The organism is Streptococcus infantis, assembly GCF_047463315.1.
Lineage (GTDB): Bacteria > Bacillota > Bacilli > Lactobacillales > Streptococcaceae > Streptococcus > Streptococcus infantis_AB.
On sequence record NZ_JASHEB010000001.1, the window covers coordinates 223,486 to 249,771 of the forward strand.

The 26,286-nt window shown below is 38.9% G+C and carries 31 protein-coding genes; 1 reads left to right on the forward strand and 30 read right to left on the reverse strand.

Translation table 11 applies throughout. The annotated features are described in order from the left end of the window. Nucleotides 1-2 precede the first annotated feature (2 nt). From QM857_RS01170 to budA, 7 genes are all read right to left on the reverse strand, one after another. On the reverse strand, nucleotides 3-1,073 hold the full coding sequence (locus QM857_RS01170; protein WP_195184223.1) for an ABC transporter substrate-binding protein: 1,071 nt from the start codon (nucleotides 1,071-1,073) through the stop codon (nucleotides 3-5). Then, nucleotides 1,070-1,843, reverse strand: coding sequence for an ABC transporter permease (locus QM857_RS01175; RefSeq protein ID WP_006150756.1), 774 nt, complete (start codon nucleotides 1,841-1,843; stop codon nucleotides 1,070-1,072). The genes QM857_RS01170 and QM857_RS01175 overlap by 4 nt, the downstream gene beginning before the upstream one ends. After that, a complete protein-coding gene (locus tag QM857_RS01180) occupies nucleotides 1,840-2,646 on the reverse strand; it encodes an ABC transporter permease (RefSeq protein ID WP_000754116.1) in 807 nt (268 codons plus the stop codon). Before QM857_RS01180 ends, QM857_RS01175 begins: the two co-directional genes overlap by 4 nt. Further along, nucleotides 2,627-3,784 (reverse strand): ABC transporter ATP-binding protein, encoded by a 1,158-nt coding sequence (locus QM857_RS01185; RefSeq protein ID WP_368909656.1) that lies wholly within the window; start codon nucleotides 3,782-3,784, stop codon nucleotides 2,627-2,629. Before QM857_RS01185 ends, QM857_RS01180 begins: the two co-directional genes overlap by 20 nt. A 134-nt stretch (nucleotides 3,785-3,918) precedes the next feature. Continuing rightward, nucleotides 3,919-4,824, reverse strand: a complete 906-nt coding sequence (gene murB, locus QM857_RS01190) for a UDP-N-acetylmuramate dehydrogenase (RefSeq protein ID WP_414274786.1) — start codon at nucleotides 4,822-4,824, stop codon at nucleotides 3,919-3,921. Between the two features lie 118 nt (nucleotides 4,825-4,942). Then, nucleotides 4,943-5,692, reverse strand: coding sequence for a YhfC family intramembrane metalloprotease (locus tag QM857_RS01195; protein WP_414274787.1), 750 nt, complete (start codon nucleotides 5,690-5,692; stop codon nucleotides 4,943-4,945). A gap of 12 nt (nucleotides 5,693-5,704) precedes the next feature. Beyond that, complete coding sequence (gene budA / locus QM857_RS01200; protein ID WP_414274788.1) at nucleotides 5,705-6,433, reverse strand: acetolactate decarboxylase; 729 nt, start codon at nucleotides 6,431-6,433, stop codon at nucleotides 5,705-5,707. 133 nt (nucleotides 6,434-6,566) lie between these two features. Between budA and QM857_RS01205 the strand changes: the two genes are divergently transcribed. Continuing rightward, nucleotides 6,567-7,895, forward strand: a complete 1,329-nt coding sequence (locus QM857_RS01205) for a PLP-dependent aminotransferase family protein (RefSeq protein ID WP_414274789.1) — start codon at nucleotides 6,567-6,569, stop codon at nucleotides 7,893-7,895. A gap of 118 nt (nucleotides 7,896-8,013) precedes the next feature. On the opposite strand, the gene QM857_RS01210 is transcribed toward QM857_RS01205, so the two are convergent. The 23 genes from QM857_RS01210 to QM857_RS01320 all read right to left on the reverse strand — a co-directional run bounded on the left by QM857_RS01210 (nucleotide 8,014) and on the right by QM857_RS01320 (nucleotide 26,257). Then, nucleotides 8,014-8,829: an ABC transporter substrate-binding protein gene (locus QM857_RS01210; RefSeq protein WP_414259293.1), complete on the reverse strand. Its 816-nt coding sequence runs from the start codon at nucleotides 8,827-8,829 to the stop codon at nucleotides 8,014-8,016. A 157-nt stretch (nucleotides 8,830-8,986) separates the two neighbouring features. Beyond that, on the reverse strand, nucleotides 8,987-9,640 hold the full coding sequence (gene phoU, locus QM857_RS01215; RefSeq protein WP_004252561.1) for a phosphate signaling complex protein PhoU: 654 nt from the start codon (nucleotides 9,638-9,640) through the stop codon (nucleotides 8,987-8,989). A 10-nt stretch (nucleotides 9,641-9,650) separates the two neighbouring features. Continuing rightward, a complete protein-coding gene (pstB, locus tag QM857_RS01220) occupies nucleotides 9,651-10,409 on the reverse strand; it encodes a phosphate ABC transporter ATP-binding protein PstB (protein ID WP_006148225.1) in 759 nt (252 codons plus the stop codon). A gap of 12 nt (nucleotides 10,410-10,421) precedes the next feature. Beyond that, nucleotides 10,422-11,225 carry a phosphate ABC transporter ATP-binding protein PstB gene (pstB, locus tag QM857_RS01225; RefSeq protein WP_004252558.1) on the reverse strand — a complete coding sequence of 268 codons (804 nt, stop codon included), beginning with the start codon at nucleotides 11,223-11,225 and terminating at the stop codon, nucleotides 10,422-10,424. Nucleotides 11,226-11,235: 10 nt separating this feature from the next. Beyond that, a complete protein-coding gene (pstA, locus tag QM857_RS01230; protein ID WP_414274790.1) occupies nucleotides 11,236-12,120 on the reverse strand; it encodes a phosphate ABC transporter permease PstA in 885 nt (294 codons plus the stop codon). Continuing rightward, nucleotides 12,110-13,027, reverse strand: coding sequence for a phosphate ABC transporter permease subunit PstC (gene pstC / locus QM857_RS01235; protein WP_006148223.1), 918 nt, complete (start codon nucleotides 13,025-13,027; stop codon nucleotides 12,110-12,112). Before pstC ends, pstA begins: the two co-directional genes overlap by 11 nt. After that, nucleotides 13,027-13,905, reverse strand: coding sequence for a phosphate ABC transporter substrate-binding protein PstS (locus QM857_RS01240; RefSeq protein ID WP_414274791.1), 879 nt, complete (start codon nucleotides 13,903-13,905; stop codon nucleotides 13,027-13,029). Before QM857_RS01240 ends, pstC begins: the two co-directional genes overlap by 1 nt. A gap of 109 nt (nucleotides 13,906-14,014) precedes the next feature. Next, on the reverse strand, nucleotides 14,015-15,328 hold the full coding sequence (locus QM857_RS01245; protein WP_414274792.1) for an RsmF rRNA methyltransferase first C-terminal domain-containing protein: 1,314 nt from the start codon (nucleotides 15,326-15,328) through the stop codon (nucleotides 14,015-14,017). A 6-nt stretch (nucleotides 15,329-15,334) separates the two neighbouring features. Then, the gene (locus tag QM857_RS01250) at nucleotides 15,335-16,102 is read right to left on the reverse strand and encodes an inositol monophosphatase family protein (protein ID WP_414274793.1); all 768 of its coding nucleotides are present in this window, start codon (nucleotides 16,100-16,102) and stop codon (nucleotides 15,335-15,337) included. Beyond that, entirely contained in the window at nucleotides 16,092-16,370 is a 279-nt protein-coding gene (locus QM857_RS01255) for a UPF0223 family protein (protein WP_414274794.1), read from the reverse strand. The genes QM857_RS01250 and QM857_RS01255 overlap by 11 nt, the downstream gene beginning before the upstream one ends. Continuing rightward, entirely contained in the window at nucleotides 16,371-16,772 is a 402-nt protein-coding gene (locus QM857_RS01260) for a Spx/MgsR family RNA polymerase-binding regulatory protein (protein ID WP_006148218.1), read from the reverse strand. 137 nt (nucleotides 16,773-16,909) lie between these two features. Then, nucleotides 16,910-17,542 (reverse strand): TIGR01906 family membrane protein, encoded by a 633-nt coding sequence (locus tag QM857_RS01265; protein WP_049495505.1) that lies wholly within the window; start codon nucleotides 17,540-17,542, stop codon nucleotides 16,910-16,912. Beyond that, nucleotides 17,532-18,305, reverse strand: a complete 774-nt coding sequence (locus tag QM857_RS01270) for a TIGR01457 family HAD-type hydrolase (protein ID WP_414274795.1) — start codon at nucleotides 18,303-18,305, stop codon at nucleotides 17,532-17,534. The genes QM857_RS01265 and QM857_RS01270 overlap by 11 nt, the downstream gene beginning before the upstream one ends. A 10-nt stretch (nucleotides 18,306-18,315) precedes the next feature. Next, nucleotides 18,316-19,053: an acyl-ACP thioesterase domain-containing protein gene (locus QM857_RS01275; RefSeq protein WP_049495509.1), complete on the reverse strand. Its 738-nt coding sequence runs from the start codon at nucleotides 19,051-19,053 to the stop codon at nucleotides 18,316-18,318. A gap of 4 nt (nucleotides 19,054-19,057) precedes the next feature. Next, nucleotides 19,058-20,188: a radical SAM family heme chaperone HemW gene (gene hemW / locus QM857_RS01280; protein ID WP_414274796.1), complete on the reverse strand. Its 1,131-nt coding sequence runs from the start codon at nucleotides 20,186-20,188 to the stop codon at nucleotides 19,058-19,060. A gap of 85 nt (nucleotides 20,189-20,273) precedes the next feature. Then, nucleotides 20,274-20,669: a YtxH domain-containing protein gene (locus QM857_RS01285; protein ID WP_036753840.1), complete on the reverse strand. Its 396-nt coding sequence runs from the start codon at nucleotides 20,667-20,669 to the stop codon at nucleotides 20,274-20,276. 14 nt (nucleotides 20,670-20,683) lie between these two features. Further along, nucleotides 20,684-21,067 carry a DUF948 domain-containing protein gene (locus QM857_RS01290; protein ID WP_414274797.1) on the reverse strand — a complete coding sequence of 128 codons (384 nt, stop codon included), beginning with the start codon at nucleotides 21,065-21,067 and terminating at the stop codon, nucleotides 20,684-20,686. Between the two features lies 1 nt (nucleotide 21,068). Then, complete coding sequence (gene lgt / locus QM857_RS01295; protein WP_414274798.1) at nucleotides 21,069-21,857, reverse strand: prolipoprotein diacylglyceryl transferase; 789 nt, start codon at nucleotides 21,855-21,857, stop codon at nucleotides 21,069-21,071. After that, nucleotides 21,850-22,785 (reverse strand): HPr(Ser) kinase/phosphatase, encoded by a 936-nt coding sequence (hprK, locus tag QM857_RS01300; protein WP_414274799.1) that lies wholly within the window; start codon nucleotides 22,783-22,785, stop codon nucleotides 21,850-21,852. The genes lgt and hprK overlap by 8 nt, the downstream gene beginning before the upstream one ends. A gap of 179 nt (nucleotides 22,786-22,964) precedes the next feature. Then, nucleotides 22,965-24,740, reverse strand: coding sequence for an LPXTG cell wall anchor domain-containing protein (locus QM857_RS01305; RefSeq protein WP_414274800.1), 1,776 nt, complete (start codon nucleotides 24,738-24,740; stop codon nucleotides 22,965-22,967). A 244-nt stretch (nucleotides 24,741-24,984) separates the two neighbouring features. After that, complete coding sequence (gene rpsU / locus QM857_RS01310) at nucleotides 24,985-25,161, reverse strand: 30S ribosomal protein S21 (protein WP_000048054.1); 177 nt, start codon at nucleotides 25,159-25,161, stop codon at nucleotides 24,985-24,987. A 110-nt stretch (nucleotides 25,162-25,271) separates the two neighbouring features. Beyond that, nucleotides 25,272-25,595, reverse strand: a complete 324-nt coding sequence (locus tag QM857_RS01315) for a hypothetical protein (protein ID WP_414253488.1) — start codon at nucleotides 25,593-25,595, stop codon at nucleotides 25,272-25,274. Between the two features lie 32 nt (nucleotides 25,596-25,627). Then, on the reverse strand, nucleotides 25,628-26,257 hold the full coding sequence (locus QM857_RS01320) for a class I SAM-dependent methyltransferase (RefSeq protein WP_414274801.1): 630 nt from the start codon (nucleotides 26,255-26,257) through the stop codon (nucleotides 25,628-25,630). Nucleotides 26,258-26,286: the final 29 nt, after the last annotated feature.

Genomic DNA, 26,286 nt, shown 5'->3' on the forward strand with positions numbered 1-26,286 from the left:
TCCTACTTCCGATACATCTTAAACTGTAGGAAGAGGTCACTGTAGATTCCTGTCCATTTATGGTCAAATTTTTCATAAACTTCGAGGTGTTTCATAGTATCTGCATCTGGATAGAAGGACTTGTCCTCTTTTGTCTCCTCAGGGAGCATTTCCTTAGCAGCATTGTTTGGTGTTGAATAACCGACATACTCTGCATTTTTCAGAGCATTTTCAGGCTTCAACATGAAGTTGATAAAGGCATAGGCTGCATCCTGGTTCTTAACTGTCTTTGGTATCACCATATTGTCAAACCAGAGGTTACTTGCTTCTGACGGTACGACATATTTGAGGTTAGGATTCTTTTCCAACATCTGGCTGGCTTCCCCTGAGAAGGTCACACCGATAGCAGCATTGTTCTGAATCATGTAACCCTTCATCTCATCGGCTACAATTGCCTTGATATTAGGAGTCAGCTCATACAGTTTGTCAACCGTTTGTAACAGTTGTTGAGGATCTTTTGAGTTGAGGCTATAGCCTAGTGAGTTAAGACCTAAACCAAGAACTTCACGCGCCCCATCAAAGAGCATAATCGAATCCTTGTATTCTGGTTTCCAGAGGTCGTCCCAATGTTCAGGCGCTTCTTCCACCATGGTTTCATTGTATACAATTCCCAAAGTTCCCCAGAAGTATGGGATAGAGTACTGGTTATTTGGATCAAAAGACTGGTTGAGAAATTCTGGACCAATATTCTCAATTCCCTCAATTTTACTATAATCCAGTGGAACTAAAAGGTCTTCATCCTTCATTTTGTTAATCATGTACTCACTTGGGATGGCAATATCATAGGTTGTCCCACCCTGCTTGATTTTCGTGTACATGGCTTCGTTGGAGTCAAAGGTCTCATACTGAACTTGAATTCCTGTTTCTTCTGTAAATTTCTCTAGAAGTTCAGGGTCGATATAGTCTCCCCAGTTGTAGATGACCAATTTTTGACTATCACGGCTATTGATTTTACTATCAAGATGGTAAGAAATTCCCCACAAGACGAGGATAATCGCTAAAATTCCTGCTAAAAATGAATAGAGTCGTTTCATGCTTTCTCCTCCTTCTCACGTGAAATGAAGTAATATCCAACTACTAGGATAATACTAAAGAGAAAGACCAAGGCTGAAAGAGCATTGATTTCAAGCGAAATTCCCTTACGAGCCCGAGAGTAGATCTCAACTGAGAGGGTTGAAAAACCATTCCCCGTTACAAAGAAAGTCACGGCAAAGTCATCTAGGGAATAGGTGAAAGCCATAAAGTAACCTGCGATGATAGACGGCGTTAAGTAAGGAAGCATGATTTCTTTAAACATCTGGAACTGACTAGCCCCAAGGTCATAGGCTGCATGAATCATATCTCCATTCATCTCTTTCAATCGTGGCAAGACCATGAGCACTACGATTGGAATCGAGAATGCTACATGACTGGAAAGTACCGTCAGAAAGCCAAGTGAAAACTTGAGTTGGGTAAAGAGAATCAAGAAACTGGCACCAATCATAACGTCAGGAGCAACCATCAAAATGTTATTAAGTGATAGAAAGGCTTCTTGGTATTTTTTGCGTGATTGGTAAATATAGATAGCACCGAAAGTCCCAATAACAGTCGCAATCAAGGCTGATAGAAAGGCTAGTAAAAAGGTTTGAACCAAGATTAGCATGAGTCTTCCGTCACCAAACATAGTCTCAAAGTGAGACAAACTAAAGCCTGTAAAGCTATTCATATCATCCCCAGCATTGAAGGCATATCCAATCAGGTAAAAGATTGGCAAATAAAGGACGATAAAGACAAAGGCTAGGTAAAGATTTGATAATTTTTTCATCGTTCTCTCCTTTCCTTAGTCACCCACATAGTGATAAACATAGTCAGGATAAGAACAACACCGATAGTTGAACCCATACCATAGTTGTCATTGGTCAAGAAGTTCTGCTCGATGGCAGTCCCCAAGGTAATCACTCGGTTCCCCCCAATCAAACGGGTCAACATGAAGAGACTCAAACTTGGGATAAAGACAGATTGAACTCCGCTTCGCACCCCGTTCATAGACAGAGGGAAGATGACATGGCGGAAGGTTTCCCACTTGGTTGCACCAAGGTCATAACTAGCATTGATGAGATTGTTATCCATATCATCCAAGACATTGAAGATAGGTAAAATCATAAATGGAAGCTCGATATAGCTTGCGACAAAGATAAATGAGAAGTCCGTAAAGAGCAACTGCTGAGAACCAATTCCGATGAATTCTAGAAATTGATTAATAGAGCCATTTTGACCAAAAATCCCGATAAAGGCATAGGCCTTAAGGAGCAGGTTAATCCAGGTTGGCAAGATAATCAGCATGAGCCAGAGTTGACGGTGTTTGAGACGAGTCAAAAAGAGGGCTGTTGGATAACTGATAAGAAGCGTCACTAGAGTCACAATCCCTGCATAGAGAACAGAGTTGAAGCTCATTTTGAGATAGGTTAAGTTTTGCGACGCAAAATAGGATTTATAGTTTTCTAAACTAAACTGGCCTTCGATATTGAAAAATGATTGTCCAAAAATCAAGACCAAGGGTGCCAATACAAAGAGTGCAATCCAAAGCATGTAGGGCACTACAAAGAGTTTAGAGGTTGTTTTCTTCATCTCTTTCCTCCTCAATAGCGTTAATCAAACCTGCTTCTTGCTCTTCGATTTCTACGTACTCTTCGATACGAGCATCGAACTCTTCTTCTGTTTCATTGAGACGCATGATGTGGATGTCTTCTGGTTCAAAGTCCAGACCGATTTCCTCACCAACGATGGCCTTACGAGTTGAGTGAATCATCCATTCGTTACCAAGTTCATCATAAGCGATAATCTCATAGTGAACTCCACGGAAGAGCTGAGTATCGACCTTAACTTGGAGCTTTCCTTCTTCTGGCAGAGTAATGCGTAAATCCTCTGGACGAATGACGACTTCGACCGGTTCATTTGGCTTCATCCCACCATCGACCGCTTCAAAACGTTTGCCGTTAAACTCGACCAAGTAGTCCTCAATCATGGTTCCTGGCAAGATATTTGATTCACCGATGAAGGTGGCTACAAAGTGGTTAATGGGCTCATCATAGATATCAACTGGTGTACCAGACTGAACGATTTCACCGTCATTCATAACGAAAATCCAGTCACTCATAGCCAGGGCTTCTTCCTGATCGTGGGTAACAAAGACAAAGGTGATGCCCAAGCGTTGTTGTAGTTCACGCAGTTCGTACTGCATGTCTGTCCGCAACTTTAAGTCAAGTGCTGACAAAGGCTCATCCAAGAGTACCACTCGAGGTTGGTTGATAATCGCACGCGCAATAGCTACACGCTGACGTTGTCCTCCAGATAACCTACGGATAGAACGTTTTTCATATCCTTCAAGCTGTACCATCTTGAGAACTTCTAAGACACGTTTTTCGATTTCTTTTTTATCGACCTTTCGCAATCGCAATGGAAAGGCAACATTTTCAAAGACATTCATGTGCGGGAACAAGGCGTAAGATTGGAAGACTGTGTGAACATCGCGCTTATTGGTAGGGATATCATTGATTCTTACGCCATCCAATAAAATATCACCCGTCGTTGCGTCTAGCAAGCCTGCAATAATATTGAGAATAGTTGATTTTCCTGAACCAGAAGCTCCTAGCAGTGTATAAAATTTTCCTTCTTCCAACTCAAAGTTAATATCCTTGAGAACCTTAGTGTCACTATCTTCAAAAACTTTAGAAACGTTTCTGAATTCGATAATTGGTTTTTTCAATTCCTCTAAATTCCTTTTTCTTCGTAAATTAACAGATTGGGACCTTGTTAAATGCTAGCAATAACTGTAAGGAATTGACCCAAACCATATCTAGCGATAAAATCCCAATCTTTGTATAATGTTTAATAATAATGTTATTCGTGTTCACCCAAGATACGAACTTCTCGCTCAAGGGTAACACCTGAATGTTCTTTAACTTTTTCAATGACAGACTCAATTAAGTCTTCATAATCTCTTGCAGTCCCATCGGCTACATTAATCATAAAGCCTGCATGTTTTTCTGAGACTTCGACACCACCGATACGGTAGCCCTTCAAACCAGCTTCTGAAATCAATTGTCCTGCAAAATGCCCGACTGGACGCTTAAAGACAGAACCACATGATGGATATTCCAAAGGTTGTTTGAGTTCTCGAAGGTGGGTCAAACGTTCCATTTCTTGATTAATCGTCTCATAATTCCCTGGAGATAGTGCAAATTTAGCTGATAATACTACTGCTCCAGAATCCTGAATAGCTGAATGACGGTAACCAAAGGCTAAGTCCTTGGCTGATAAAGTCTCGATTTCCCCATCCTTGGTTAATACTTTGCAAGATTGCAAAATATGAGCAATCTCACCTCCATAAGCACCAGCGTTCATAAAGACAGCTCCACCGACGCTTCCTGGAATTCCACAAGCAAACTCAAATCCTGTCAAACTATGACGAAGAGCGATTCGAGTTGTCTCAATCAAGTTAGCTCCCGCTTCTGCTTCAATGGTGTAACCATCGACCGAAACATTGTTGAGCTTGTCACACATAATGACAAAGCCACGAATTCCGCCTTCTCGGACGATAATATTACTGGCATTTCCAAGAACCATCCATGGGATATTTTCTTGATTAGCGAACTTAACCACACGGGCCATCTCATAATGATTGCGAGGAAAAGCTAAGTAATCCGCCTTCCCTCCGACTTTGGTATAGGTATAAGTTTTCAATGGCTCATCGAGTCGAATATCAATTCCTTCTAGGTTTTCTTTTAATTTATCTAATACAGTCATCTTTCTTATCCTTTTATAAAATTCATTCCATTATACCATTTTTAGCGATTTTTTTCGACGATTTGAAAAGCTTTTTTATTCACACAAGTAAAAAAGAGGTCAGACCTCTTTTGCATGATTATTTTCTATACAAGATAGTTTTTGTAAAGTATACAAATAGAACAACTTCCACTGCTAACAATCCTTCAACAAGAAGCGGATTTGAAATCCAACCAACCTGAGATAGACTCGGAGCCAGATCAAAGAAGGCATGTAAACCATAGGCAGCTACTAGATAAATCCAATTCTTTTGACGGACTGCTTGATAAACCCAGAAAGAGAGACCAATTTGCATAACAAGAGCAAGCACACGCTCAACACCCAGTAAATAAACCTGCCATCCAGATAGAGATTGTACTGTTTCAAGTGTATTTTTGGGAAGGAGATTTGCCAAATCTGGATTTGAAGACTCTAATAAGGAAAAGAGGATCAAAAGACTAATCAAGCTTCCCATTCCGAGGTAGAGCAATTCTAAGCCACCATGACCAAGTCCATAGGCGAGGGCATCCGAATCTTCCAAAGCTCTCTTCTTCTCTAACCATTTAAAGAAGACAAGTCGAGCCGTTTCTTCAAAGATAGCTGCCATGGCAATTCCATATAAGACGTAAAAGAAAGGGTGCTCCTGCATGAGCAAAATGGTTCCGTCTTTTTGTGGATGAAGAACTATAAGGTGAACAATTTTCTCCAGTACTTGAGATGAGACAAAAAATGCAACTGCCCCAAGTCCTAAAACTGAAAGGTTAATCTTGTACTTCTTTTTTGAGAACCAAATGGCAGCTATGAGAATTACAAATAAAGCTATCATTGTGATTATTACATGAATTTTCATACTTTTCTCCTTTTATTCAGCCTGATCGATATCTTTTTTCATCTCATCAACATTGAACTTAGCAAAGAGGTACTGACGATCCTGGACAGGGAAACGTTGATCCAACTGATCGACAGCTCCAACCTCAACGATTCCTTCCTTGATGACAAAGTCCATAACGTGACCACCAAAGGTTAGGTCATCTGAAATAAAGTGCAAATGATAGCCTGCGACACTGACACCATGGAAAATTTCAGGTGTCCAAAAACCGACGATGGTTCCTGAAACATTTTCGCGACTATACTCTGGCTGATGAGTCGCAACCTCAGCAAACTTTGTTTCAGTTGTTGATTTTGGAATCATGCGAACATGCATGTGTTTAAAGTCACCATGAATTTTGATAGAGCGGAAGAGGTTTTCTCCATCATAATAGGACTCGATACGTTTTTCTAGTTCCTGATCAGTCATTTCAAAACGCTGGCGAAAAATGACTTCTGCCTGATGGGGTACGACTGCCGCATAAGGAATCAAGGCATCTGTTGATACTTCAACGATTTCAGGCTTCTCACCTGAACCCTTAGCTTGATAGGCTTTACCATCTAAGACAATTAACTCCCCATCAATAGAGTCCAGGGTTCCTAGCCCTAAATCTCCATGTTCAAGTAACTCACCAACTGTCATGGTCCCGCCGTAAAGTCCTGCCATCAAGGCTCCCAAAGTATTATATTGGAATAATTTAACTGGTTCTTGCACCTTTATCATCTCACTCTTCTTTGAAAATTTTACTTACTAAGTATATCATATTTCTTCTTAGAATTGAACGTTGGAAAGCCTTTTAACATTGCCAAACATCTAAAAAAAGGGTACAATGTAACAAAATCAAGAGAGGTCTGGAATGAAGCAAGAAAGTAAGTACGAACAAGTTGTTCACTATCTAAAAGAAGAGATTGAATCAGGAAAACTTCAAACAGGAAGTCGTCTACCTTCTATCCGAAAACTCAGTCAAGACTTCCACTGCAGTAAAGATACTGTGCAGCGTGCACTTTTAGAACTCCGATACGAGAAATACATTTACTCCAAACCTCAAAGTGGCTATTATGTTTTAGAACAACAAGCTAGCCACGAAGACCTCGTTATCTCGGTCAATGACGAACATGCAGCTGCCTATGATGATTTTCGTCTTTGTGTCAATGAAAGCTTGATCGGTCGAGAAAATTATCTCTACAACTACTATGAACACCAAGAGGGTTTAGAAGAATTACGAAAGTCTGTTCAGAAACTACTGTTTGACCAAGCTATCTATAGTAAACCCGATCAATTAGTCATGACAACTGGAACTCAGCAAGCACTGTTTATTCTTTCTCAAATTGACTTTCCAGGTAAGGGCCAAGAAATACTGGTCGAACAACCGACCTATCACCGAATGAATCAACTGCTACTGGCTCAAAACATCACCTTTCAAACCATTGAACGTAGAGTAGATGGTATTGACCTGAATGAACTTGAGGAACATTTTAAAAGTGGCAACATTAAATTTTTCTATACCATTCCTCGGTTTCATTATCCTCTAGGACATTCTTATTCTGAAGATGAGAAACGTGCTATCCTTGACTTAGCAGTCAAATATCAGATTTATATCGTTGAAGATGATTATCTGGGAGACCTAGACCCTAAGCTAGGACAAACCTTTCATTATTTGGACCAAAATAATTTGGTCATCTACATTAAGTCATTTTCTACAAGTATCTTCCCCGCACTTCGAATCACTGCTCTCATACTTCCAAATGCTATTAAAGATTCTTTTGTGGACTATAAAAACATTCTGGACTATGATAATAACCTCATTATGCAAAAGGCTTTATCACTCTACATTGATAGTCAGCTTTTTGAAAAAAACAGATTAGCAAGATTGGTACTGCAAGAGAAAAATCAAGATTTTATTCATAAGCTTTTAAAAGCTCATCCCATTTCCTTGCCAAACTATCCTCTCCATGATGGAGTCTTACTTGATCTTAGAGACTATCCTAAGATTGCAAGTCTCAAACACAGTCCTTTAAATCTAGACTTTTTCGAATCGTCCTACATTGAGACTTGCCCTTATCAATTTGCTAAGATTCCTTTAGAAAATCTTGAAACAACATTAAATTACTTAAAAACAGAGAGTGGGACAGAAATCGGTAATTCGTTAGAATTCGATTTCGTCGTCCCACCTCCGCACAGTTGAGTAGGACTGTAAAAGCTGATGAAATCAGCGTATTAGAGCCCACTCAACCACTGCGTCTTGCTTGATAATCCAATGACAATTGAGAGGCTAGGACTTTTGTCCCAGCCTCTGTTATTTTTTATTGCTCTACTTCTGTTAGCTTGGCAGCTTTTTCAAGATAGGTTTGATAAGTACCGTCATCTTTCAGTTTTTGAATCACCTTATCAACTACTTCTTTCAAATCTGAATTTCCTTTTTTGATAGCAACAGCATTTGCTTCGCCTTCTTTCATAGTCAAGCTTACTGTAGCAACTGCCAAGTCAGAGTTTTTACCAGCATAGCTTAGAGCAACTGGTTCATCCATATGAACAGCATCAACCTTACCTGATTGAAGTTCATTAACAGCTTCACCCATATTTGTCAATGAAGTCAACTGCGCTTTAGGAAGTTGCTCTTTGACCATAGATTCAGGAACAGTTCCTTTTTGAGCTGCAATATTTGCACTTGCTAGAGAATCTAAATCTTTGTATTTTTCAAGATCAGTTTTTCTGATTAGGAAGCTAATTTTGTTTTCATAGTAAGGAATAGAGAAATCAAAGACTTCTTTTCTTTCTTCAGTTGCACTGATTCCCGCAATGGCCAAATCTGCTTTCCCTGTTTGAAGACTGGTCAAGACATTATCAAAACTCATGCTTGAAACTTCCAATTTCACTCCAAGTTCATCAGCGATAGCTTGTGCCATATCAATATCAGCTCCTACGACTTGGTTCTTGCCATCCACAAGTGCTTGAAACTCAAATGGTGCATAGTCTGGGCTAGTTGCGACAACTAATTTACCTTTTTGTTTAATTGCCTCTACTGCAGACTGTGAGCTTGAGCTAGATGATTGGCAAGCAACTAAAAAGAAACTTGCAAGAAAACTACATAAGACAAATATCCATTTTTTAAATTTCATAAATAAACAACCTCTCTGTCAATTTTGTATAATTATAACTCAGCAAACCTCGTTTGTCAAGCATAAATTTAATATTTATTTATTTTTTCATTTTCTTAAACAAAAAAAGAAGCGTTTATTCATTATTCAGCTCCTTTTTCTGTATATTTAATCAATTTTATAATTCGACAATCTTACCTGTTTCAAAGTAAACAACCCATTCACAGATATTTTTTGCATAGTCACCGATGCGCTCCAAGTATGAAATCACTTGGAAGTAATCACGACCTGTGACGATAGCATCTGGATTCTTTCTGATTTCTTCAGTTGCCAAATCACGAATATTTTCAAAGTAATGGTTGATTTTTTCATCCATTGTTGCAACTTCATAGGCCTTATCAACTGAACCGTTTAGGTAAAGTTCGAGGGTTGTTTCCACGAAATCTTTAACATCACGTCCCATCTTTTTGATTTCTTCTTCGACTGCTGGGATGCGTTGTTCCCCCTTCATACGAATGGTTGCCTCAGCAATGGATACAGCGTGGTCACCCATACGTTCCAAGTCAGAAACAGCCTTTAGAACTGTTAGAACTGTACGTAAATCTTGTGATACTGGCTGTTGAAGGGCAATGATTTCAAATGATTTCTTTTCAAGTTTCAATTCGTATTCATTGACTTCTGCGTCTTGCTCGATGACTTCTTTAGCCAAGTCACGGTCATGAGTGACAAAAGCACGTACAGTACGATTGATTTGGGAAAGAACTTCTTGTCCCATGGCGTAGAATTGGTTATGCAATTTCTCTAAATCTTCTTCAAATTGAGATCGTAACATCTTTTTCTCCTTATCCAAATTTACCTGAAATGTAATCTTCTGTTTCCTTATGTTGTGGATAGAGGAACATTTCCTTGGTATCGTTAAATTCAATCAAATCTCCATTGAGGAAAAAGCCTGTTTTATCAGAGATTCGAGATGCTTGCTGCATGGAACGAGTAACCAATAGCATGGTGTACTTGTCCTTGAGGCTATATAGTGTTTCTTCGATTTTTCCAGCCGAGATAGGGTCTAAGGCTGAAGTCGGCTCATCCAAGAGGATAATCTTTGGACTAGTCGCCAATACACGCGCTACACAGACACGTTGCTGCTGTCCACCTGAAAGTCCAATAGCTGAATCATGCAAGCGATCCTTGACCTCATCCCAGATTGAAGCACGCTGTAAAGCTTTCTCCACAGCTTCGTCCAAGACTTGCTTGTCTTTCTCTCCATTAATTCTTAGTCCATAAACAACATTTTCGTAGATAGACATTGGGAATGGATTGGGTTGTTGGAAAACCATTCCGATTTCCTTACGTAACTCAACGGTATCAGTACGAGGGCTATAAATATTGTGACCATTGTAAACCACTGATCCAGTTGTCGTCACTTCAGGATTAAGGTCACCCATTCGGTTAATAGCCTTGAGCAGGGTTGATTTTCCTGATCCTGATGGACCTATCAGAGCTGTAATTTCCTTGGGTTGGAAAGATAAGGAAACACTATTCAAGGCCTTCTTTTTGTTGTAATAAACAGACAGGTCTTTGACCTGTAAAATCGGTTCTGTCATACTGTTTCCTTTCTAACCAAAGTGTCCAGTTACATAATCGTTTGTTGACTGTAGCTTGGCATTTTGGAAAATATTTGACGTTTTATCGTACTCAATCAAATCACCTAAGTAGAAAAATCCAGTATAATCACTCGCACGCGCAGCCTGTTGCATACTGTGGGTCACGATAATAATGGTAAAGTCCTTCTTCAACTCAAGCATGGTTTCCTCTAGCTGAGCTGTCGCAATCGGATCCAAGGCTGATGCCGGCTCATCCATCAAGAGAATGTCTGGTTTTACAGAAATAGCACGAGCGATACAGAGACGTTGCTGCTGGCCACCTGAAAGCATCAAGGCTGACTTGTGAAGGTCATCTTTGACCTGATCCCAGAGTGCTGCCTGACGAAGAGAGGTTTCTACAATTTCATCAAGAACTTTCTTGTCCTTAACTCCTGCACGTTCATGTGCAAAGGTGATGTTGCGGTAGATTGATTTAGCAAATGGATTTGGACGTTGGAAAACCATTCCGATGTGTTTACGCATTTCATAAACATTGATTTCAGGACGGTTAACGTCAATTCCTTGATAGAGAATTTGTCCTGTAACCTTAGCAATGTCAATAGTATCATTCATACGATTGAGACTGCGTAGGTAGGTTGATTTTCCAGATCCTGATGGACCGATCAAGGCAGTAATTTTATTTTTTTCGAATTGCATATCCACGCCCTTGATGGATTCATTCTTACCGTAGTAAACATGTAAATCCTTCGTAGAGAGGGCCACTTTTTCTTCTGGAAAAGTAATGATATGCCTTTCATCCCAATTATATTTTGACATGGCTTCTCCTTTAGGCTGCCGTTAATTTCTTATGTAGATAGCTTCCGAGTTTACGTGCTCCAAAGTTAAAGATCAAGATAAAGATGAGGAGCACCGCTGCAGAACCTGCTGAAACCAAAGTTCCATCAGGAATAGTTCCTTCGCTATTGACTTTCCAGATATGAACAGCTAAGGTTTCTGCTTGACGGAAGATTGAGATTGGACTACTTACGCTGAGAACATTCCAGTTAGACCAGTCAAGAGCTGGCGCAGATTGACCCGCTGTGTAGATAAGGGCTGCAGCCTCACCAAATATACGACCTGAAGCAAGCACGATTCCCGTTACAATACCAGGTAGGGCTTCAGGAATAACGACATGAAGGACTGTTTCCCAACGAGAAAGTCCCAGCGCCAAACCAGCTTCACGTTGCGTATGGTGAATGTGTTTCAAACTGTCTTCAACGTTACGAGTCATCTGTGGAAGATTAAAGACGGTCAAAGCCAAGGCACCTGAAATAATGGAAAATCCATACTCGAACTGGACTACAAAGATGAGGTAACCAAAGAGTCCCACAACTACGGATGGTAGAGAAGACAAGATTTCAATACAAGTACGAACGAAATTGGTAACACGACCTTTTTTAGCATACTCTGCTAGGAAAATTCCAGCTCCCATTGATAGAGGTACTGAGATGAATAAGGTAATCACCAAAAGGAAAAAGGAATTATAAAGCTGGATTCCAATACCACCACCTGCTTGATATGAGGATGATTTTCCTGTCAGGAAAGACCATGAAACATGAGGTAAGCCTCGAACCAAGATATAGAGAATCAAGGAAGCTAGAATGGTCACAATGATTCCTGCGATGGTGTAGAGGACAGCTGTTGCAAGTTTATCTAATTTCTTAGCGTGCATAGTTTTTCTTTCCTCTTTCTTTCGTAATCAATTTAATCACACTGTTAAAGGCCAAACTCATCAAAAGCAATACTAAGGCCAGTGACCAAAGAACGTTATTATCAACAGTTCCCATAACGGTATTACCGATTCCCATAGTCAATACAGATGTCAAAGTCGCAGCAGGTGTTGTCAATGAAGTTGGGACAACGGCTGAGTTACCGACAACCATCTGAATAGCTAGGGCTTCACCGAAAGCACGCGCCATTCCGAAGACTACTGCCGTAAAAATACCTGAACGAGCAGCCTTCAAGGTTACACGCCAGATGGTTTGCCAACGAGTCGCTCCCATGGCTAAACTTGCTTCACGGTAGTGACGAGGAACTGCACGTAGGCTATCTGTTGTCATGAAGGTTACAGTCGGCAAAATCATAACAAAGAGAACGAAAATTCCTGATAAAATACCGAAACCTGTTCCACCAAAGACAGTACGTACAAATGGTACCACGACCTGCAAACCGATAAATCCATAAACTACTGAAGGAATCCCAACTAAGAGTTCAATAGCAGGTTGCAAAATCTTTGCTCCTTTTGGAGACACCTCTGTCATAAAGACTGCTGCACCAATGGCAAATGGTGTTGCAATAAGAGCTGACAGGATGGTAACAATAAAGGAACCTAAAATCATTGGAAGGGCACCAAATTGTTTACCTGACGGATTCCAAGTTGCACCAAAAAGAAAATCAAAGATATTCACACCATTAACAAAGAAGGTCGATAAGCCTTTCTGGGCAACGAAAATCAAAATCATAGCAACAATGATAACAATCAAAGATAGGCAGGCAAAGGTTAGTCCTTTTCCTAATTTCTCAAGACGAGAGTTTTTTGAAGGAGAGAGCAATTTTTTTGATAATTCTTCTTGATTCATTATTGGCTCCCTTCTAGCGCTGTCACAGTACCTGCAGCATCTTTTTCGACCTTCATTTCCTTAACAGAAATATAGCCCATTCCTTTAACGATTCCATTCTGGGCTTCGTCTGAAAGGACAAAGTTTAGGAATTCGGCAACCAATTCATTTGGCTCACCAAGTGTATACATATGTTCATAAGACCACAAAGGCCAATTGTTAGTGGTTACATTCTCTGAGATTGGCTCATAACCGTTAAGTTTAATAGTCCCAACCGAATCATCAACATAGGCGAAAGCTAGGTATGAGATAGCTCCAGGTGTTTGGGAAACGATGGACTTCACCATACCGTTTGAATCTTGCTCTTGACTTTGTATTGCTGATTTTCCATCCATAATCACACTGTCAAAGGTAGCACGAGAACCTGAGCTTGCAGCACGGTTGATAATAGAAACAGCTAAATCCTTACCACCAACTTCTTTCCAGTTGGTAATTTCACCTGTAAAAATTTTGCGAAGTTGTTCTGTCGTAAGATTATCGACGTCTACTTCTTTATTAATAATGACAGCTAATCCAGCAACAGCAACCTTATGGTCAACTAGCGCGGACGCATCGATACCATCTTTCTCTTCAGCGAACACATCAGAGTTTCCAACATCAACTGCACCTGACTGAACTTGAGATAGTCCAGTACCAGATCCACCACCTTGAACATTGACTGTTTTACCAACGTGTGCGGACGCAAATTCATCTGCTGCCGCCTCGACTAAAGGTTGAAGGGCAGTTGAACCGACAGCCGTCATAGACTCCCCACGATCAATCCAACTTGCACATCCTACTAGCGAACCAGCAAGTAAAAGAGTTGCAAGAGAGATGGTGAGTTTTTTAAATTTTTTCACTATTTGTCTCCTTGAAAATAATGATGAATAGCTTGAATTTTTGCCCTTATTTTCTATTGTTTTCAGGGAAAATCCATACTTCCACTATAACATAGAATACAGTTTTTGACTAGTTTTTCACCTGAAACCTCAAGCCCTTGGGAAAATAATTCTTCAAGGTATTTCCGGTTACTTTTGCAAAACCTAGACCATTTCCACCAACCAAAACTTGGTACCAACCATTTGGAAGAGTTTCAGCTAATTGGACCGTTTCACCAGCCACATATCTGACAAAGTCTTCGTGATGAATTTCAATGACTTGCTTGACTTGGCTTGGTTTTAAAGCTAAGCCAAGAGCAAAACTTGGTTCAAAACGTTTTTTCTTAAAAGTTCCAAGATGAAGACCATTACGAGCTATTTTGAGTTTTCCTATATCGGGTAGGACTTCTGGCAAGAGATAAAGCTGGTCTCCAAAAACTTGTAGGACACCGGTCAGTTTTTCTTTAAGGTGTTTTTTCTCAAAATCCTGCCATAAGGAAATCTGTTCACGAGATAGGTTGGATTTAGAAGGTTTGAACTTCCCAGCCTTGTTTTGACCTTTAAACTGAAGATGGGCCACGAACTGACCTTCTCCCTTAAAGTGATGAGGGTACATTCTAGCTGTTTCAGCTAAATCAATCCCAGGTACCATTCCATTGATGTGTTGGATTGGAATCAATTCAAAATGATAGCTATCCAGTAACCATTGGACGATTTCTTCGTTTTCTTCTGGCGCCCAGGTACAGGTTGAATAGACTAGTCGACCACCATCAGCCAGCATGGTAACAGCATCTGCTAAAATCTCACGTTGTAAACTAGCGCACTGACTAGGATAATCGACACTCCAATAATCCATAGCGTCAGGTTGTTTACGAAACATCCCTTCTCCTGAGCAAGGTGCATCTAGAACAATCAGGTCAAAATATCCTTTAAAGACCTTGGCTAAACGTTCTGCAGATTCATTGGTCACAACGACATTAGTCGCACCAAAGCGTTCCATATTTTCAACTAAAATCTTTGACCGTTTGCTTGAAATCTCATTTGAAACAAGAAGACCGTCTCCTGCAAGATAGGAGGCCAGTTGAGTGGATTTCCCTCCGGGAGCCGCTGCCAAGTCTAAGACCTTCATTCCAGGTATTGGCTGGGCTACTTGAGCTACCATTTGTGCGGCAGGTTCTTGTGAATAGACCAAGCCAGTTACATGTTCTGGTGATTTCCCTGAAACCTTCCCATAGTAGCCCCAGGGTGTATTGGGAATAGCATCTGAAAAAGAAAGCTGTCTTTCTTTTAAAGGGTTTATACGAAAGGCAGAAACAGCTTCATCATCAAAAGAGGCAAGAAAAGCTCTTGCCTCATCTCCCAATATTGTTTCGTATTTTTTTACAAATCCATCTGGAAATTGCATGTAGGTTTATTTCCTTTCATAGATATAGGATTGAATCTCATCTTTCATCTCGACTGGCACCATCATAACGGCCTGTCGTGTTTGAAAATCGACTTCCTCACCAGCAATCGTAAAAACCTTATAACCCAAACTCTCACCTAGAATACTTGCAGCCGCATAATCCCAAGGTTGTAAATAAGTGATATAAGTTAAAAGTCGACCTGACAGCACCTTGGCAAAACTAATAGCGGCGCTGCCATAAACTCGTGTCCCAAGTGCAGCATTTCCCAAATCAGCTAAGCCCCATTCGTTAGTCGCTAGCATTCTAGAATTACCAGACACCAAAAATTCTCTCAAGGGTCTCTTTTTAAAGAGTGGCAAAGGTTCGTCATTGCGACAGGGGGGGAAGTCTCCTCCACCATGGTAACAATCACCTTTCATGACATCATAAATAATACCAAACTTACCAACACCTTCCTCAAAATAGGCCAGCATAACAGCAAAATCTTCACCTTGTGCTACGAAGTTGTTGGTTCCATCAATAGGATCAATAATCCATACAGAACCTTGTCCTACTGCTGCACGCATGCAGCCTTCTTCTGCACAAAATAGATCATCTGGATAGCGAGAACGGATTTTTTTAATAAGTAAGTCTTGAACTTCTTTATCTAACTTAGTTACCAAATCTGTAGGGGAAGACTTTCTCTCAACATGGAGATCTTCTTTCATATGCCGGAGAATGTATTCCCCAGCTTCCCTGACAATTTCTTTGGCAAATGTAAATTTATTTTCCAAGTGAAATCTTCCCTTCTCCTTTTTCTTTGGCCAACTGGACTGCACGGTAGAAAGAGTATCCACTAACTGATTCAAACTCACGTCCCAAGCGTTTCTCTTCACTCTTGCTTGGGACAACCGCTTTGAATCCCTTGTAGGAATCTAGTAGTTTCTTTGCTTCTACCTTTGTCTCATAGGCTGCTTCAACATCATTAAAAAAAGAAAGCACTGAAGCAAGTTCTTCAGTGCTCCACGACAAATCTAGTGGGTAACTATACTGTTTATTCATCTAATTAATACCAGCTCTTAATGTAGCTTCTTTCAATTCTTGCTTACGATAACTACGAGGAAGAAATGCACGAATCTCATCTTCATTAAAACCAATCTGCATACGTTTATCATCAATGATGATTGGACGACGCAAAAGACTAGGATATTGCTCAATTAAATTAAGCAACTCTGTCACCGAGATACTTTCCACATCGATATTTAACTTTTGGAAAATTTTTGAACGAGTTGAAATGATGTCATCGGTACCGTTTTCGGTCAAGGAAAGAATGTGTTGTAATTCTTTTCTTGATAAAGGACTGGTCATAATGTTGTGCTCTTGGAAAGGCACTTTATGATTGTCAAGCCAGGCCTTTGCCTTACGACATGATGTACAACTCGGTGATAAAAATAGTGTAATCATGCTATTCTCTACTTTGCATACTTTTCTAACTCTATTATACAAAAAAATAAAGCGCTTGACTAGTTATTTCCGTAAAAAAACCTACTTTTTAAAGAAAAATAGGTTTTTCGTAAAATTTTTAAAACATTTTTATGCATTTATTCTCTTTTCGGTAATTTTTTCCAACTTAGTAGATAAACGAATCCAAAAATGAACTCATACAAGCAGAAAAATAGGAGAAAGGCATGCAGAAAAAAATCCTCTGGTAAAATAAGAATGACTGGATCTTTAGCGGGATCAAAAAGCCAGGTATCATCACCTATAAAAAGAATTTGATGAAACAATGTAAAAAATTGTTCAAACCCAATGAATACACCAACTAAACCAAGAACCAAAGGTAAAGACAGCATAATCAAGAGACCTCTGCGATATAGAGACAGAAAACCTTTCTGAACGACTTGCTTCCAAAAAAGGTAGAAAATCGGAAGAGTTACGATTGCTATTCCTTGCGCTAGGTGAAAGAGTCCCTTTACAACCACAAAGTGGTGAATTCCAGAGGCAGACGAAGGAAAATCTGGCATTGCTAATACTTGACTCAATGGATTGGTCAAATAATCCATCAAAACATTAAAGTTATGTTGGATGGTCTGAGGTTGGACATGAACACGACTTGTCAGATTTAACCAAGAAATCTCCAGAGGGTAAACTAACCAAGACAGATAGATGGTCAATAAAATAGCTAGCGAGAGGAGAAAGAGAAGACTTCCTACAAAAGTAAATTTAGTTTTCATCGAAATTCCACTCCGCTAGACTTGAGAGGACATGGGTTGGTGCGATTGGTAAATCCGCTACTTCTTCAGGTTTTGTAAATCCTGTCGTCACCAAAAGACTTGGAATGCCATTGTCAATACCAGCTCGAATATCAGTAAGATAATTATCCCCCACCATGACAATTTCTTGGCGTTCAAGTCCTAGGTATTCAACAGCCTTATCCATAATAATCGCGTTTGGTTTTCCAATATAAACTGGTTTTACGCGAGTTGCTGCTTCAAGAAGAGTAATCAGAGAACCAGCACCAGGTAAAAGTCCACGTTCTGTTGGAATATTTAAATCTGGATTGGTGCCGATAAAATGAGCACCTTTATGGATAGCTAGGGTTGCAGTAGCAAATTTTTCGTAGTCAACTTGCCAGTCCAAACCAACTACCACATAGGCTGGATTTTCTTTATCTTCAACATAACCAGCTGCTTGAATGGCTTCCTTGAGCCCTGCTTCTCCAATCACATAAACGGTCTTTTTAAGTCCCAGGTCATTCATGTAATCAATGGTCGCTAAGGTTGCAGTATAGATTGTCGATACAGGCGTGTCAATATTAAACTGATTTGCCAACATCTCTTGGACACTTTCAGGTGTTCGTGTCGTATTGTTTGTGACAAAGAGGTAGGGAATATTTCGCTTTTGCAACTCATGGACAAAAGCTTCACCCGCTGGGATTCTATCTTTTCCCTTATAAATTGTTCCGTCTAAATCAATTAAATAGCCTTTATAAGTCATATATTACTTTCTAATCTGTGTTAATTTCTTGCCAAATTATCTTTGCCTGAGCATTGATATCGCCATCACTTGTGACTTGGTGGTTGCTTTCTAGTTGATTCAATTCGTAACTAGAAGTAATCATACCACCTGGTCGAACTTCCTTGACATACTTGAGGTTGATTTTTTTAGGAATATGATTGGTTAGGAAATCTGCCCCCATGACCTCAAAAACCCAGTCTAGATATTTGCTGTTATTGACGTGGCCATTCATATCCAAGTCGTAAAAACGAACATGATAGTCCTTGCTAATCGCTTCTTCCAGCTCTGCGTATTTTGGCCCGCGAAGGAGTTTCTTAGAAAACTCAGATTGATAAGGGGCGACTATTTCAGGTTCTACAGGATGAACCTTCCGACTCTCACGATCCATAAGGACAAAGGTAGCTACCATGTGAATGATTTCTTGACCATCTTCATCATAAATAGTAAAACGGCGGTAGCAAAATAGACGATTGTAAGTCAAGGCTTCCGTTTCAATTGTGATTTCCTCAGCAAATTGAGGTAAACGTACAACATCGATATCATAATCAGTGATAATCCAGACTAGATTATACTGTTCTAAAACATCCTTGTCACTCACTCCTAGATTAATTGATTGCATTCCTGATACTTGCAGGGACAACAAGATAACATCTGGTAGCTTGATATGGCCATTCATATCAGCCATATCAAAAGGAATTTTCATCTTCATTTGATAAGTTAAGCCCATAATTCTACTCCAATATAAATCGTTCTGCTACTGTATCTCCTAAAAAGAGACCTTTTTTTGTCATTCGTATTTGTTGACCTTCTACTTGTAAAAGACCTTGATGACATAAATCTCTTACAACTTGACCATATAAATTTTCAAAAGATGTGCTAAATTTTTCTTCGAATCTTGCTTTTGAAACTCCTGTCTTCTTGCGAAGTCCAAGAAACATCTCTTCTTCCATTTGTTCCCTTAGACTCAGATGTTCTTCATGGATGCGAGCATTTCCCTCTTCTACTGCCTTCAAATAATGGCGGATAGGACCATGATTTTTATAGCGAACACCATTGACGTAACCAGAAGCACCAGCACCAATACCATAATACTCAGCATTATCCCAATACATGAGGTTATGACGACTTTCAAAACCTGGTTTTGAAAAATTTGAAATTTCATAATGCTCAAAACCAGCTCTCTCTAATTCAGCAATGATATATTCGAACATTTCAGCTTCTACTTCTTCTTTAGGAAGTGGTAACTTCCCACGACGCATACGATTCATAAAGACCGTATGGTTTTCCAAAATCAAGCTATAAAGACTCATGTGGGGAATGTCCAAAGCGATGGCCTTGGCAACATTGTCCTTGACCTGGTCCATAGTCTGACCAGGAAGAGCGTAGATCAAGTCAATGGAAATATTATCAAACCCTGCTAACTTGAGACGATCAATATTTTCATAGATATCTTTCTCCAAATGACTACGACCAATTTTTTTCAGCATTTTGTCATCAAAGGTTTGGACACCCAACGAAACACGGTTGACCGCTGAATTTTTCAAAACTGCAATCTTGTCCTCATCCAAATCACCAGGATTAGCCTCAATGGTTAATTCTTCTAAGACTGACAAATCTAAGTTTTTAGTCAATCCATCCAGAAGCACCTCTAACTGTGGCGCAGACAAGGCTGTCGGTGTTCCTCCCCCAATATAGAGAGTACGTAACTTCTGAATGTCATAAGAATGAAATTCTTGCAGTAGACGTTCTAGATAGCTGTCTACTGGTTGATTTTTAATAAAGACCTTAGAAAAGTCACAATAATAACAGATTTGTGTACAAAATGGAATGTGCACATAAGCTGATGTTGGTTTCTTCTGCATAGTATTTATTATACCACAAAGACTTCCCTCAAGAAAAAAATCACCATCTCCGACTCTAAGGGAATCAAAAATGGTGATTTCTATTTTAATCTTCTTTGATTTCGATGATGATTTCTTGACCGTCTTCTGGGTCTTCAACAACTACTTTTTCTTCCAATTGTTCCTTGAGATTGTTCAAGGTCTCTTTTGAAGCTTCAGTAGCTTGTTGAGCTAAAGATTTAGATTTCTCAAGAACTGAATCCAAGGTAATTTCGCCTGATTCTACTTGTTCTTTTGTCTTTAGAACAAAATCTCTGGTTTGTTCTTTGACTTCTGTCAATTTTTCGATTGCTTGTTCCTTAGCATATTCTGGATCTTCTCTCAGATCTTCAATAAAGTCTTGTGCCTGACTAGTAACGCGTTTTCCTTTTTCACTTGTTAGAAACAAGGCAACAGCCACACCTGAAACAGTTCCTAAAAGGATTGATGATAATTTACCCATGAGTTATCTCCTTTTTATTTTTTAAAAAATTTACTTGCAATACGAACGGCAGATAAGCCTGCACTAGTCTTTAATGTTTTTGAACCTGCAGATGATGCTTTTTTACTCAAGACACGAGCCTGCTCATTTAAGTCAGAGACAGAAACAGAAAGGTCTGCAACTGCTGTAAAGAGTGGATCAATGGTTGCAACTTTGATATTGATATCATCAGCAAGAACATTAACCTTGGCAAGAAGTTCGTTTGTGTGATGTAGAGTAACATTTACATCTGAAGTTAGCGTTTTAACAGTATTTTCTGTTTCATCAATTACACGTCCAACTTTTTGAAGGGTAATAATCAAATAAACAATAAATACAATCAAGGCAACAGCCACAAAAATATAAGCAACTTCTAACATTTTAATTCTCCTTTTTTACATTATAAAATGGTGCTTTTTTCCGATTTTGATAAACGATAATATAAATACCAAGTCCAATTAATAGAACAGACAACCACTGAGATACTCGAAGTCCAAAGAACATGAGACTATCTGTACGCATGCCCTCAATAATCATACGTCCAAAACCATACCAAATTAAGTAAAAGGCTGTGATATGACCACGACGAATGCCATTTAATCGGTGTCTAAAAATAATAATTAAAGCAAAACCAATCAAGTTCCAGATAGATTCGTACAGGAAGGTTGGTTGTCGATATGAGCCATCAATATACATCTGATTTTTAATGAAACTAGGCAAGTAGTCAAGACTCTCCACAACTGCGCCATAAGCTTCTTGGTTAAAGAAGTTCCCCCAACGTCCTAGACTCTGAGCAATCATTACACTCGGAGCTGCAATATCTAAGAAATCCCAGGTATTGATTAATTTACGGTCTGCGAAAATATAGAGTACAATCGCTCCAGTAATTAAACCACCATAAATCGCAAGACCACCATTCCAGACGGCAAATATCTCTCCTAAATGTTGGCTATAATAGTCAAATTTAAAAATAACATAATAAAGTCTCGCGCCGATGATTGACAAAGGGAAAGCCACTAAGATAAAATCCAGAATATCTTCTGATAAGATTTTCTTTTTAGGAGCTTCTTTACTTGCCAAATATACCGCTAAGATAAGGCCGGAAACGATACAAAGTGCATACCATCTAATGGCAAATGGACCTATTTGAAAAGCAACTGGATCAATCATTTTGCACCTCGTTCTTTTCAATTAATTTCGTCAATCTTTCTTCAAAGAGACGTGTCGCATCAAAGCCCATTTCCTTAGAACGATAGTTCATGGCAGCAGCTTCGATAACTACAGAAATATTGCGCCCTGTTTTTACAGGAATTCGAATACGCGGAATAGAGACACCTGAAATTTCCAACTCTTCAGCATTGTTCCCCAAGCGGTCAAAGACCTTATTTGTATCGTAATTTTCTAGATAGACAGCCAACTGAACCTGTGAAGAATCCTTAACAGCACTAGCTCCATAAAGACTCATGACATCAATGATACCAACTCCACGAATTTCTAACAAATGCTTCAAAATTTCAGCAGGTTCTCCCCAAAGTGTCATCTCATCTTTAGCATAAATATCCACACGGTCATCTGCAACTAAACGGTGACCACGTTTGACAAGTTCAAGTCCAGTTTCACTCTTACCAATACCACTATCGCCTTGAATCAGAACACCCATACCATAGATATCCATTAGAACACCATGCACGCTTGCACGTTCAGCTAAGCGGGAGTCCAGATAACTAGACAATTCCCCAGATAGACGACTGGTTGCAGTACGACTTGTTAAAATAGCGATTTTACATTCTCTAGCAGCCTTTAACATTTCTTCTGGAACTACTAAACCACGCGCAACAATAACTGCAGGTGTTTCTGGTTGAAATAATTTCTTCAAAACCTGGTAGCGGTTGTGAGAAGACATGCTAATGAGATAAGACCACTCCTTCATTCCCAACAGTTGGATACGTTCTGGAGTATAGTAATCAAAATAGCCCGTCATTTCGAGACCTGGTCGACAAATATCGCCCGTATTGATTTCTTTTTCAAGTAATTCTGGCTCCCCATAGACAATGTCTAGTCTGAGTTTATCAATTACTTCTTTGACTAAAACCGACATATATTTCTCCTTAAATCGAGTTCTCTTACTATTATATCAGATTGTAGGAAGAAGTTTGTATTTTTTACCGTATTTACACTATTAATTTATCTGATAATATTTGAACAATACAAAAAAGGATTAAACAACAAATTGTTGTCTAATCCTTCTGACTATTATTTCATAATAGATAGTACACTTTAGTTATCTTGTTTCTTTAAGCCCAACACTCCAAGACCAGCTACCAAGAGTGCTACTCCTGTTGCAAACAATGATTCCTTAGAACCTGTATTTGGTAATTCCTTTTTAGGTTCAGATGTTGTAGACGTAGTTTCAGGTCTTGTTTCTTCAGTTGTTTTACCTGAAGGAGTTTCTTCACTTGATTTACCTGGAGTTGTCTCAACTGTTGTAGTAGTGGTAGTTGATTTTTCTGTAGTTGTTGTTGGCTCTTCTGTCGTTGTGGTTGTTGAAGTAGTCCTTGGCTCTTCTGTCGTTGTGGTTGTTGAAGTAGTCGTTGGCTCTACTGTTGTTGTCGTGGTAGTTGTAGTACTAGTTGTTGTTGTCGTAGTTTGTTCAACTTTTTTATACCAGTGGATACGATTTCCTTCACGATCTTTTTCTGTTTTTACAAATTCATATCCATCAATGGTAGCTGGATCCTTCCACCCCTTATCTTGTGGCTTAAGAGTTTCTTTTGTATCGATATCTTTGTAGTCTGTGACAAGCGTATCAAGAACTAATTGTGCACCTGCAGAGTCATTAATGATACGGTAAATATAGATACCCTTTGAATCTTTCCCATCAATAGTTGCCGTAGCTACTTTCGAAACATCATATTGCATTTTTTCAAGATCAATCTTAGATTTATCGATGATATTAATACGGTTTTGACCAACACCGAAGAATACTCCTAATTCTTTTGGAACATCTCCTGAAATCATTTCAAGTGTGATTTTCTTAGCTGAAACTGAAGTTACTTTAAACTTAGGTGCTACACCTGTTGGGAATACATATGCTCCATATTCGTTCACTTCATATGAACTGTATACAGGTAAGATAAAGTAAGCTTGGTGTGTGTCGCCCACTTTAATTGCATCATCTCCACTTGTTTTCCACTCGATACCTGAAGCATCATTGAATTCTAACTCAACAGTTGAACCAACTTTCATACCTTCACTTCCACGAACTTGGAATTGTGTAGTCGTTTCATATGATCCATCAGCCTTGAATTTAATCGTATTTCCAGAAGGTGTGAAGTTGATTGAATTTGTCTCAGTAGCAAATTGTTCTACTTTCGGAATATCTACTGTACTTGTCACAGAAGAAGATCCCACTTTAATCACTTGGTTTAAAGTGTAGTCTTTATTTGCGATTACAGCTCCATTATAAGCGTTATCTGATGTAATTTGGAACTTGACTTGTTTCAATACATCTGGTTTTTCAGCTTCAATAGCTTTCGTAAATGTAATTTTTAATGTCGCGCGTGTTGATTCCAATTCAGCTTGTTCCATTTGAGCTTTGTCGTTTGAACCTTGACGTGCTTTATTGACGTTTTCAAACGAAACAATTGAAATTTTACCAATTGTCTTACCTTCGTAAGTGACATCCTTGCCATTTAGTTGATTTAAGACAGCGACGTTTTCTAATGTAACTGTAACATAGTCGCCTTCTTTCACATCATCATCTGTAATTGAAAAAGAAAGGTCTACATCTGTGTAGTATTCATAATATTTAATATCATGGTTTTTAATAGTACCAGTCACTTCTGCAGCTACTTCTCTTGCTTCACGTGCAGGAGTTTCTGTAGTTGTTATAGCTTCAGCAGTAGTTGTTGCTTCAGCACTTGTTGTAGAAATTTGCTCAGCTGTCGTTGTTTCTTCAGCAGTGATAATTTCTTGACTTTGAAGCGTAGCCAAAAGCACTCCAGTAGACAACAAAGTGATCAATAATTTTCCAAACCTTTTCTGGTTTTTCATCCCTATTTACCTCCGTGTAAAATTACACTATTTTAACATGATTTTACTATATTTTTCAATTAATATCAACTAAAACGAATGATTGTTTTAAATATCAAATGAAAGTAAATAGATTTATAATATTCAGTTATTACACCCTTAAGTTTGATTTTTATCCAATTCCTAAATAATCATTGAAACATGTAAAATTATTCGGGTCTTAAGAATACAAAAAAGACTAGACAAGTCTAGCCTTTCGCTTCAATTAGAATTTTTTACGTTTACGAGCTGCTTCTGATTTACGTTTACGTTTTACAGAAGGTTTTTCATAGAATTCACGTTTGCGTGTTTCTTGAAGAGTACCAGCTTTAGTAACCGCACGTTTGAAACGACGAAGTGCATCGTCAAGAGATTCATTCTTACGTACTACTGTTTTAGACATTTTTTTCACTCCCTTCAAGTTCAAGATCTATTCTATTTTACATGGAATGATATGAATTGTCAAGGGGAAGCATACATTTATTCCTATTTTCCAGTTTATTAATTACTTTCTTACCTATACTTTATCAAATCATACAACTTTGTTACTGCTTGTTCAAAAGGTTCAATATATTCCCAATATTCATCAGGAAGATTTGAAATCTTACTCAAGTCATTGCTATCAAAATGATATACCAGATGACGAAGAATTTGATTTTCAATAAAATGCAAATCCCTCAGCTGATCTATACTAATAGAATCGATCTTTTCTACGTAGTGACATAAATCAGCCAGCGACTGCCTATCAAATACTTTTTCCTCGTGTAAATAATAGAGAAAGCTTTCGTTTTCAGCCTTTTTATTATCTTCTATCAAATTCCTATTCTTCATATTCATTCTGATTCCTCCTGTAAAAGATTTTAAAAAAGCTACTTTTTAACAAATCCTTTACGAATTTTATAAAGGATCCACGATCCCTTTCTTTGACTAGTTACGAGCTCAAAGCCTACTGATAACAAGAATCGTCTAAATGCTTCTTCGCTTTGAACCTCTGGTAAAAAGTAAGATAACTTGTTATATTCACAAGCCAGTAAGAGCATCCCGTCTGATTTGAGTATTCTTCGAATTTCCATAAAAGAAGCCTCTAGATTCTGCCAATGAAAATGAGTTTGAAAGGCTGTGATTAAATCAACACTTTCATCAGAAAAACCTGTCTCCCTAACGTCTCTTCGTTCAAAATTTAGATTAGTCATCTCCCTCTGTTTGGCTTGAGCTATTGCGGTATCTGAAATATCGATTCCAGTTATAGTACTTTGCGGAAAAGTTTCTTTCAGTAGGATGGTTGAACGGCCGTTCCCAACTCCTACATCTAAGATTGCAGGGTAAAATGTCCTATCCAGATGACGAATTGCCCATACAAACATGGGGAGATAGGCTCGATTCCACAATTTCATCATTCGTTTTCCTAGAATACCTGAAGGGTTCTTTGATTGCTGAATGAGACGATAAAACAGTAACATTAAAAGTAAAAAACAAATAAAACCGATTATATAAATCAAAGTTCGAACCTCCTTTATATAGCTATATT

Coding starts and splice junctions, on each gene's coding strand:
- QM857_RS01170 (WP_195184223.1), bottom strand. CDS start 1,073: ATGAAACGACTCTATTCATTTTTAGCAGGAATTTTAGCGATTATCCTC.
- QM857_RS01175 (WP_006150756.1), bottom strand. CDS start 1,843: ATGAAAAAATTATCAAATCTTTACCTAGCCTTTGTCTTTATCGTCCTT.
- QM857_RS01180 (WP_000754116.1), bottom strand. CDS start 2,646: ATGAAGAAAACAACCTCTAAACTCTTTGTAGTGCCCTACATGCTTTGG.
- murB (WP_414274786.1), bottom strand. CDS start 4,824: ATGACTGTATTAGATAAATTAAAAGAAAACCTAGAAGGAATTGATATT.
- QM857_RS01195 (WP_414274787.1), bottom strand. CDS start 5,692: ATGAAAATTCATGTAATAATCACAATGATAGCTTTATTTGTAATTCTC.
- budA (WP_414274788.1), bottom strand. CDS start 6,433: ATGATAAAGGTGCAAGAACCAGTTAAATTATTCCAATATAATACTTTG.
- QM857_RS01205 (WP_414274789.1), top strand. CDS start 6,567: ATGAAGCAAGAAAGTAAGTACGAACAAGTTGTTCACTATCTAAAAGAA.
- QM857_RS01210 (WP_414259293.1), bottom strand. CDS start 8,829: ATGAAATTTAAAAAATGGATATTTGTCTTATGTAGTTTTCTTGCAAGT.
- phoU (WP_004252561.1), bottom strand. CDS start 9,640: ATGTTACGATCTCAATTTGAAGAAGATTTAGAGAAATTGCATAACCAA.
- pstB (WP_006148225.1), bottom strand. CDS start 10,409: ATGACAGAACCGATTTTACAGGTCAAAGACCTGTCTGTTTATTACAAC.
- pstB (WP_004252558.1), bottom strand. CDS start 11,225: ATGTCAAAATATAATTGGGATGAAAGGCATATCATTACTTTTCCAGAA.
- pstA (WP_414274790.1), bottom strand. CDS start 12,120: ATGCACGCTAAGAAATTAGATAAACTTGCAACAGCTGTCCTCTACACC.
- pstC (WP_006148223.1), bottom strand. CDS start 13,027: ATGAATCAAGAAGAATTATCAAAAAAATTGCTCTCTCCTTCAAAAAAC.
- QM857_RS01245 (WP_414274792.1), bottom strand. CDS start 15,328: ATGCAATTTCCAGATGGATTTGTAAAAAAATACGAAACAATATTGGGA.
- QM857_RS01255 (WP_414274794.1), bottom strand. CDS start 16,370: ATGAATAAACAGTATAGTTACCCACTAGATTTGTCGTGGAGCACTGAA.
- QM857_RS01260 (WP_006148218.1), bottom strand. CDS start 16,772: ATGATTACACTATTTTTATCACCGAGTTGTACATCATGTCGTAAGGCA.
- QM857_RS01265 (WP_049495505.1), bottom strand. CDS start 17,542: ATGAAAACTAAATTTACTTTTGTAGGAAGTCTTCTCTTTCTCCTCTCG.
- QM857_RS01270 (WP_414274795.1), bottom strand. CDS start 18,305: ATGACTTATAAAGGCTATTTAATTGATTTAGACGGAACAATTTATAAG.
- QM857_RS01275 (WP_049495509.1), bottom strand. CDS start 19,053: ATGGGCTTAACTTATCAAATGAAGATGAAAATTCCTTTTGATATGGCT.
- hemW (WP_414274796.1), bottom strand. CDS start 20,188: ATGCAGAAGAAACCAACATCAGCTTATGTGCACATTCCATTTTGTACA.
- QM857_RS01285 (WP_036753840.1), bottom strand. CDS start 20,669: ATGGGTAAATTATCATCAATCCTTTTAGGAACTGTTTCAGGTGTGGCT.
- QM857_RS01290 (WP_414274797.1), bottom strand. CDS start 21,067: ATGTTAGAAGTTGCTTATATTTTTGTGGCTGTTGCCTTGATTGTATTT.
- lgt (WP_414274798.1), bottom strand. CDS start 21,857: ATGATTGATCCAGTTGCTTTTCAAATAGGTCCATTTGCCATTAGATGG.
- hprK (WP_414274799.1), bottom strand. CDS start 22,785: ATGTCGGTTTTAGTCAAAGAAGTAATTGATAAACTCAGACTAGACATT.
- QM857_RS01305 (WP_414274800.1), bottom strand. CDS start 24,740: ATGAAAAACCAGAAAAGGTTTGGAAAATTATTGATCACTTTGTTGTCT.
- rpsU (WP_000048054.1), bottom strand. CDS start 25,161: ATGTCTAAAACAGTAGTACGTAAGAATGAATCTCTTGACGATGCACTT.
- QM857_RS01315 (WP_414253488.1), bottom strand. CDS start 25,595: ATGAATATGAAGAATAGGAATTTGATAGAAGATAATAAAAAGGCTGAA.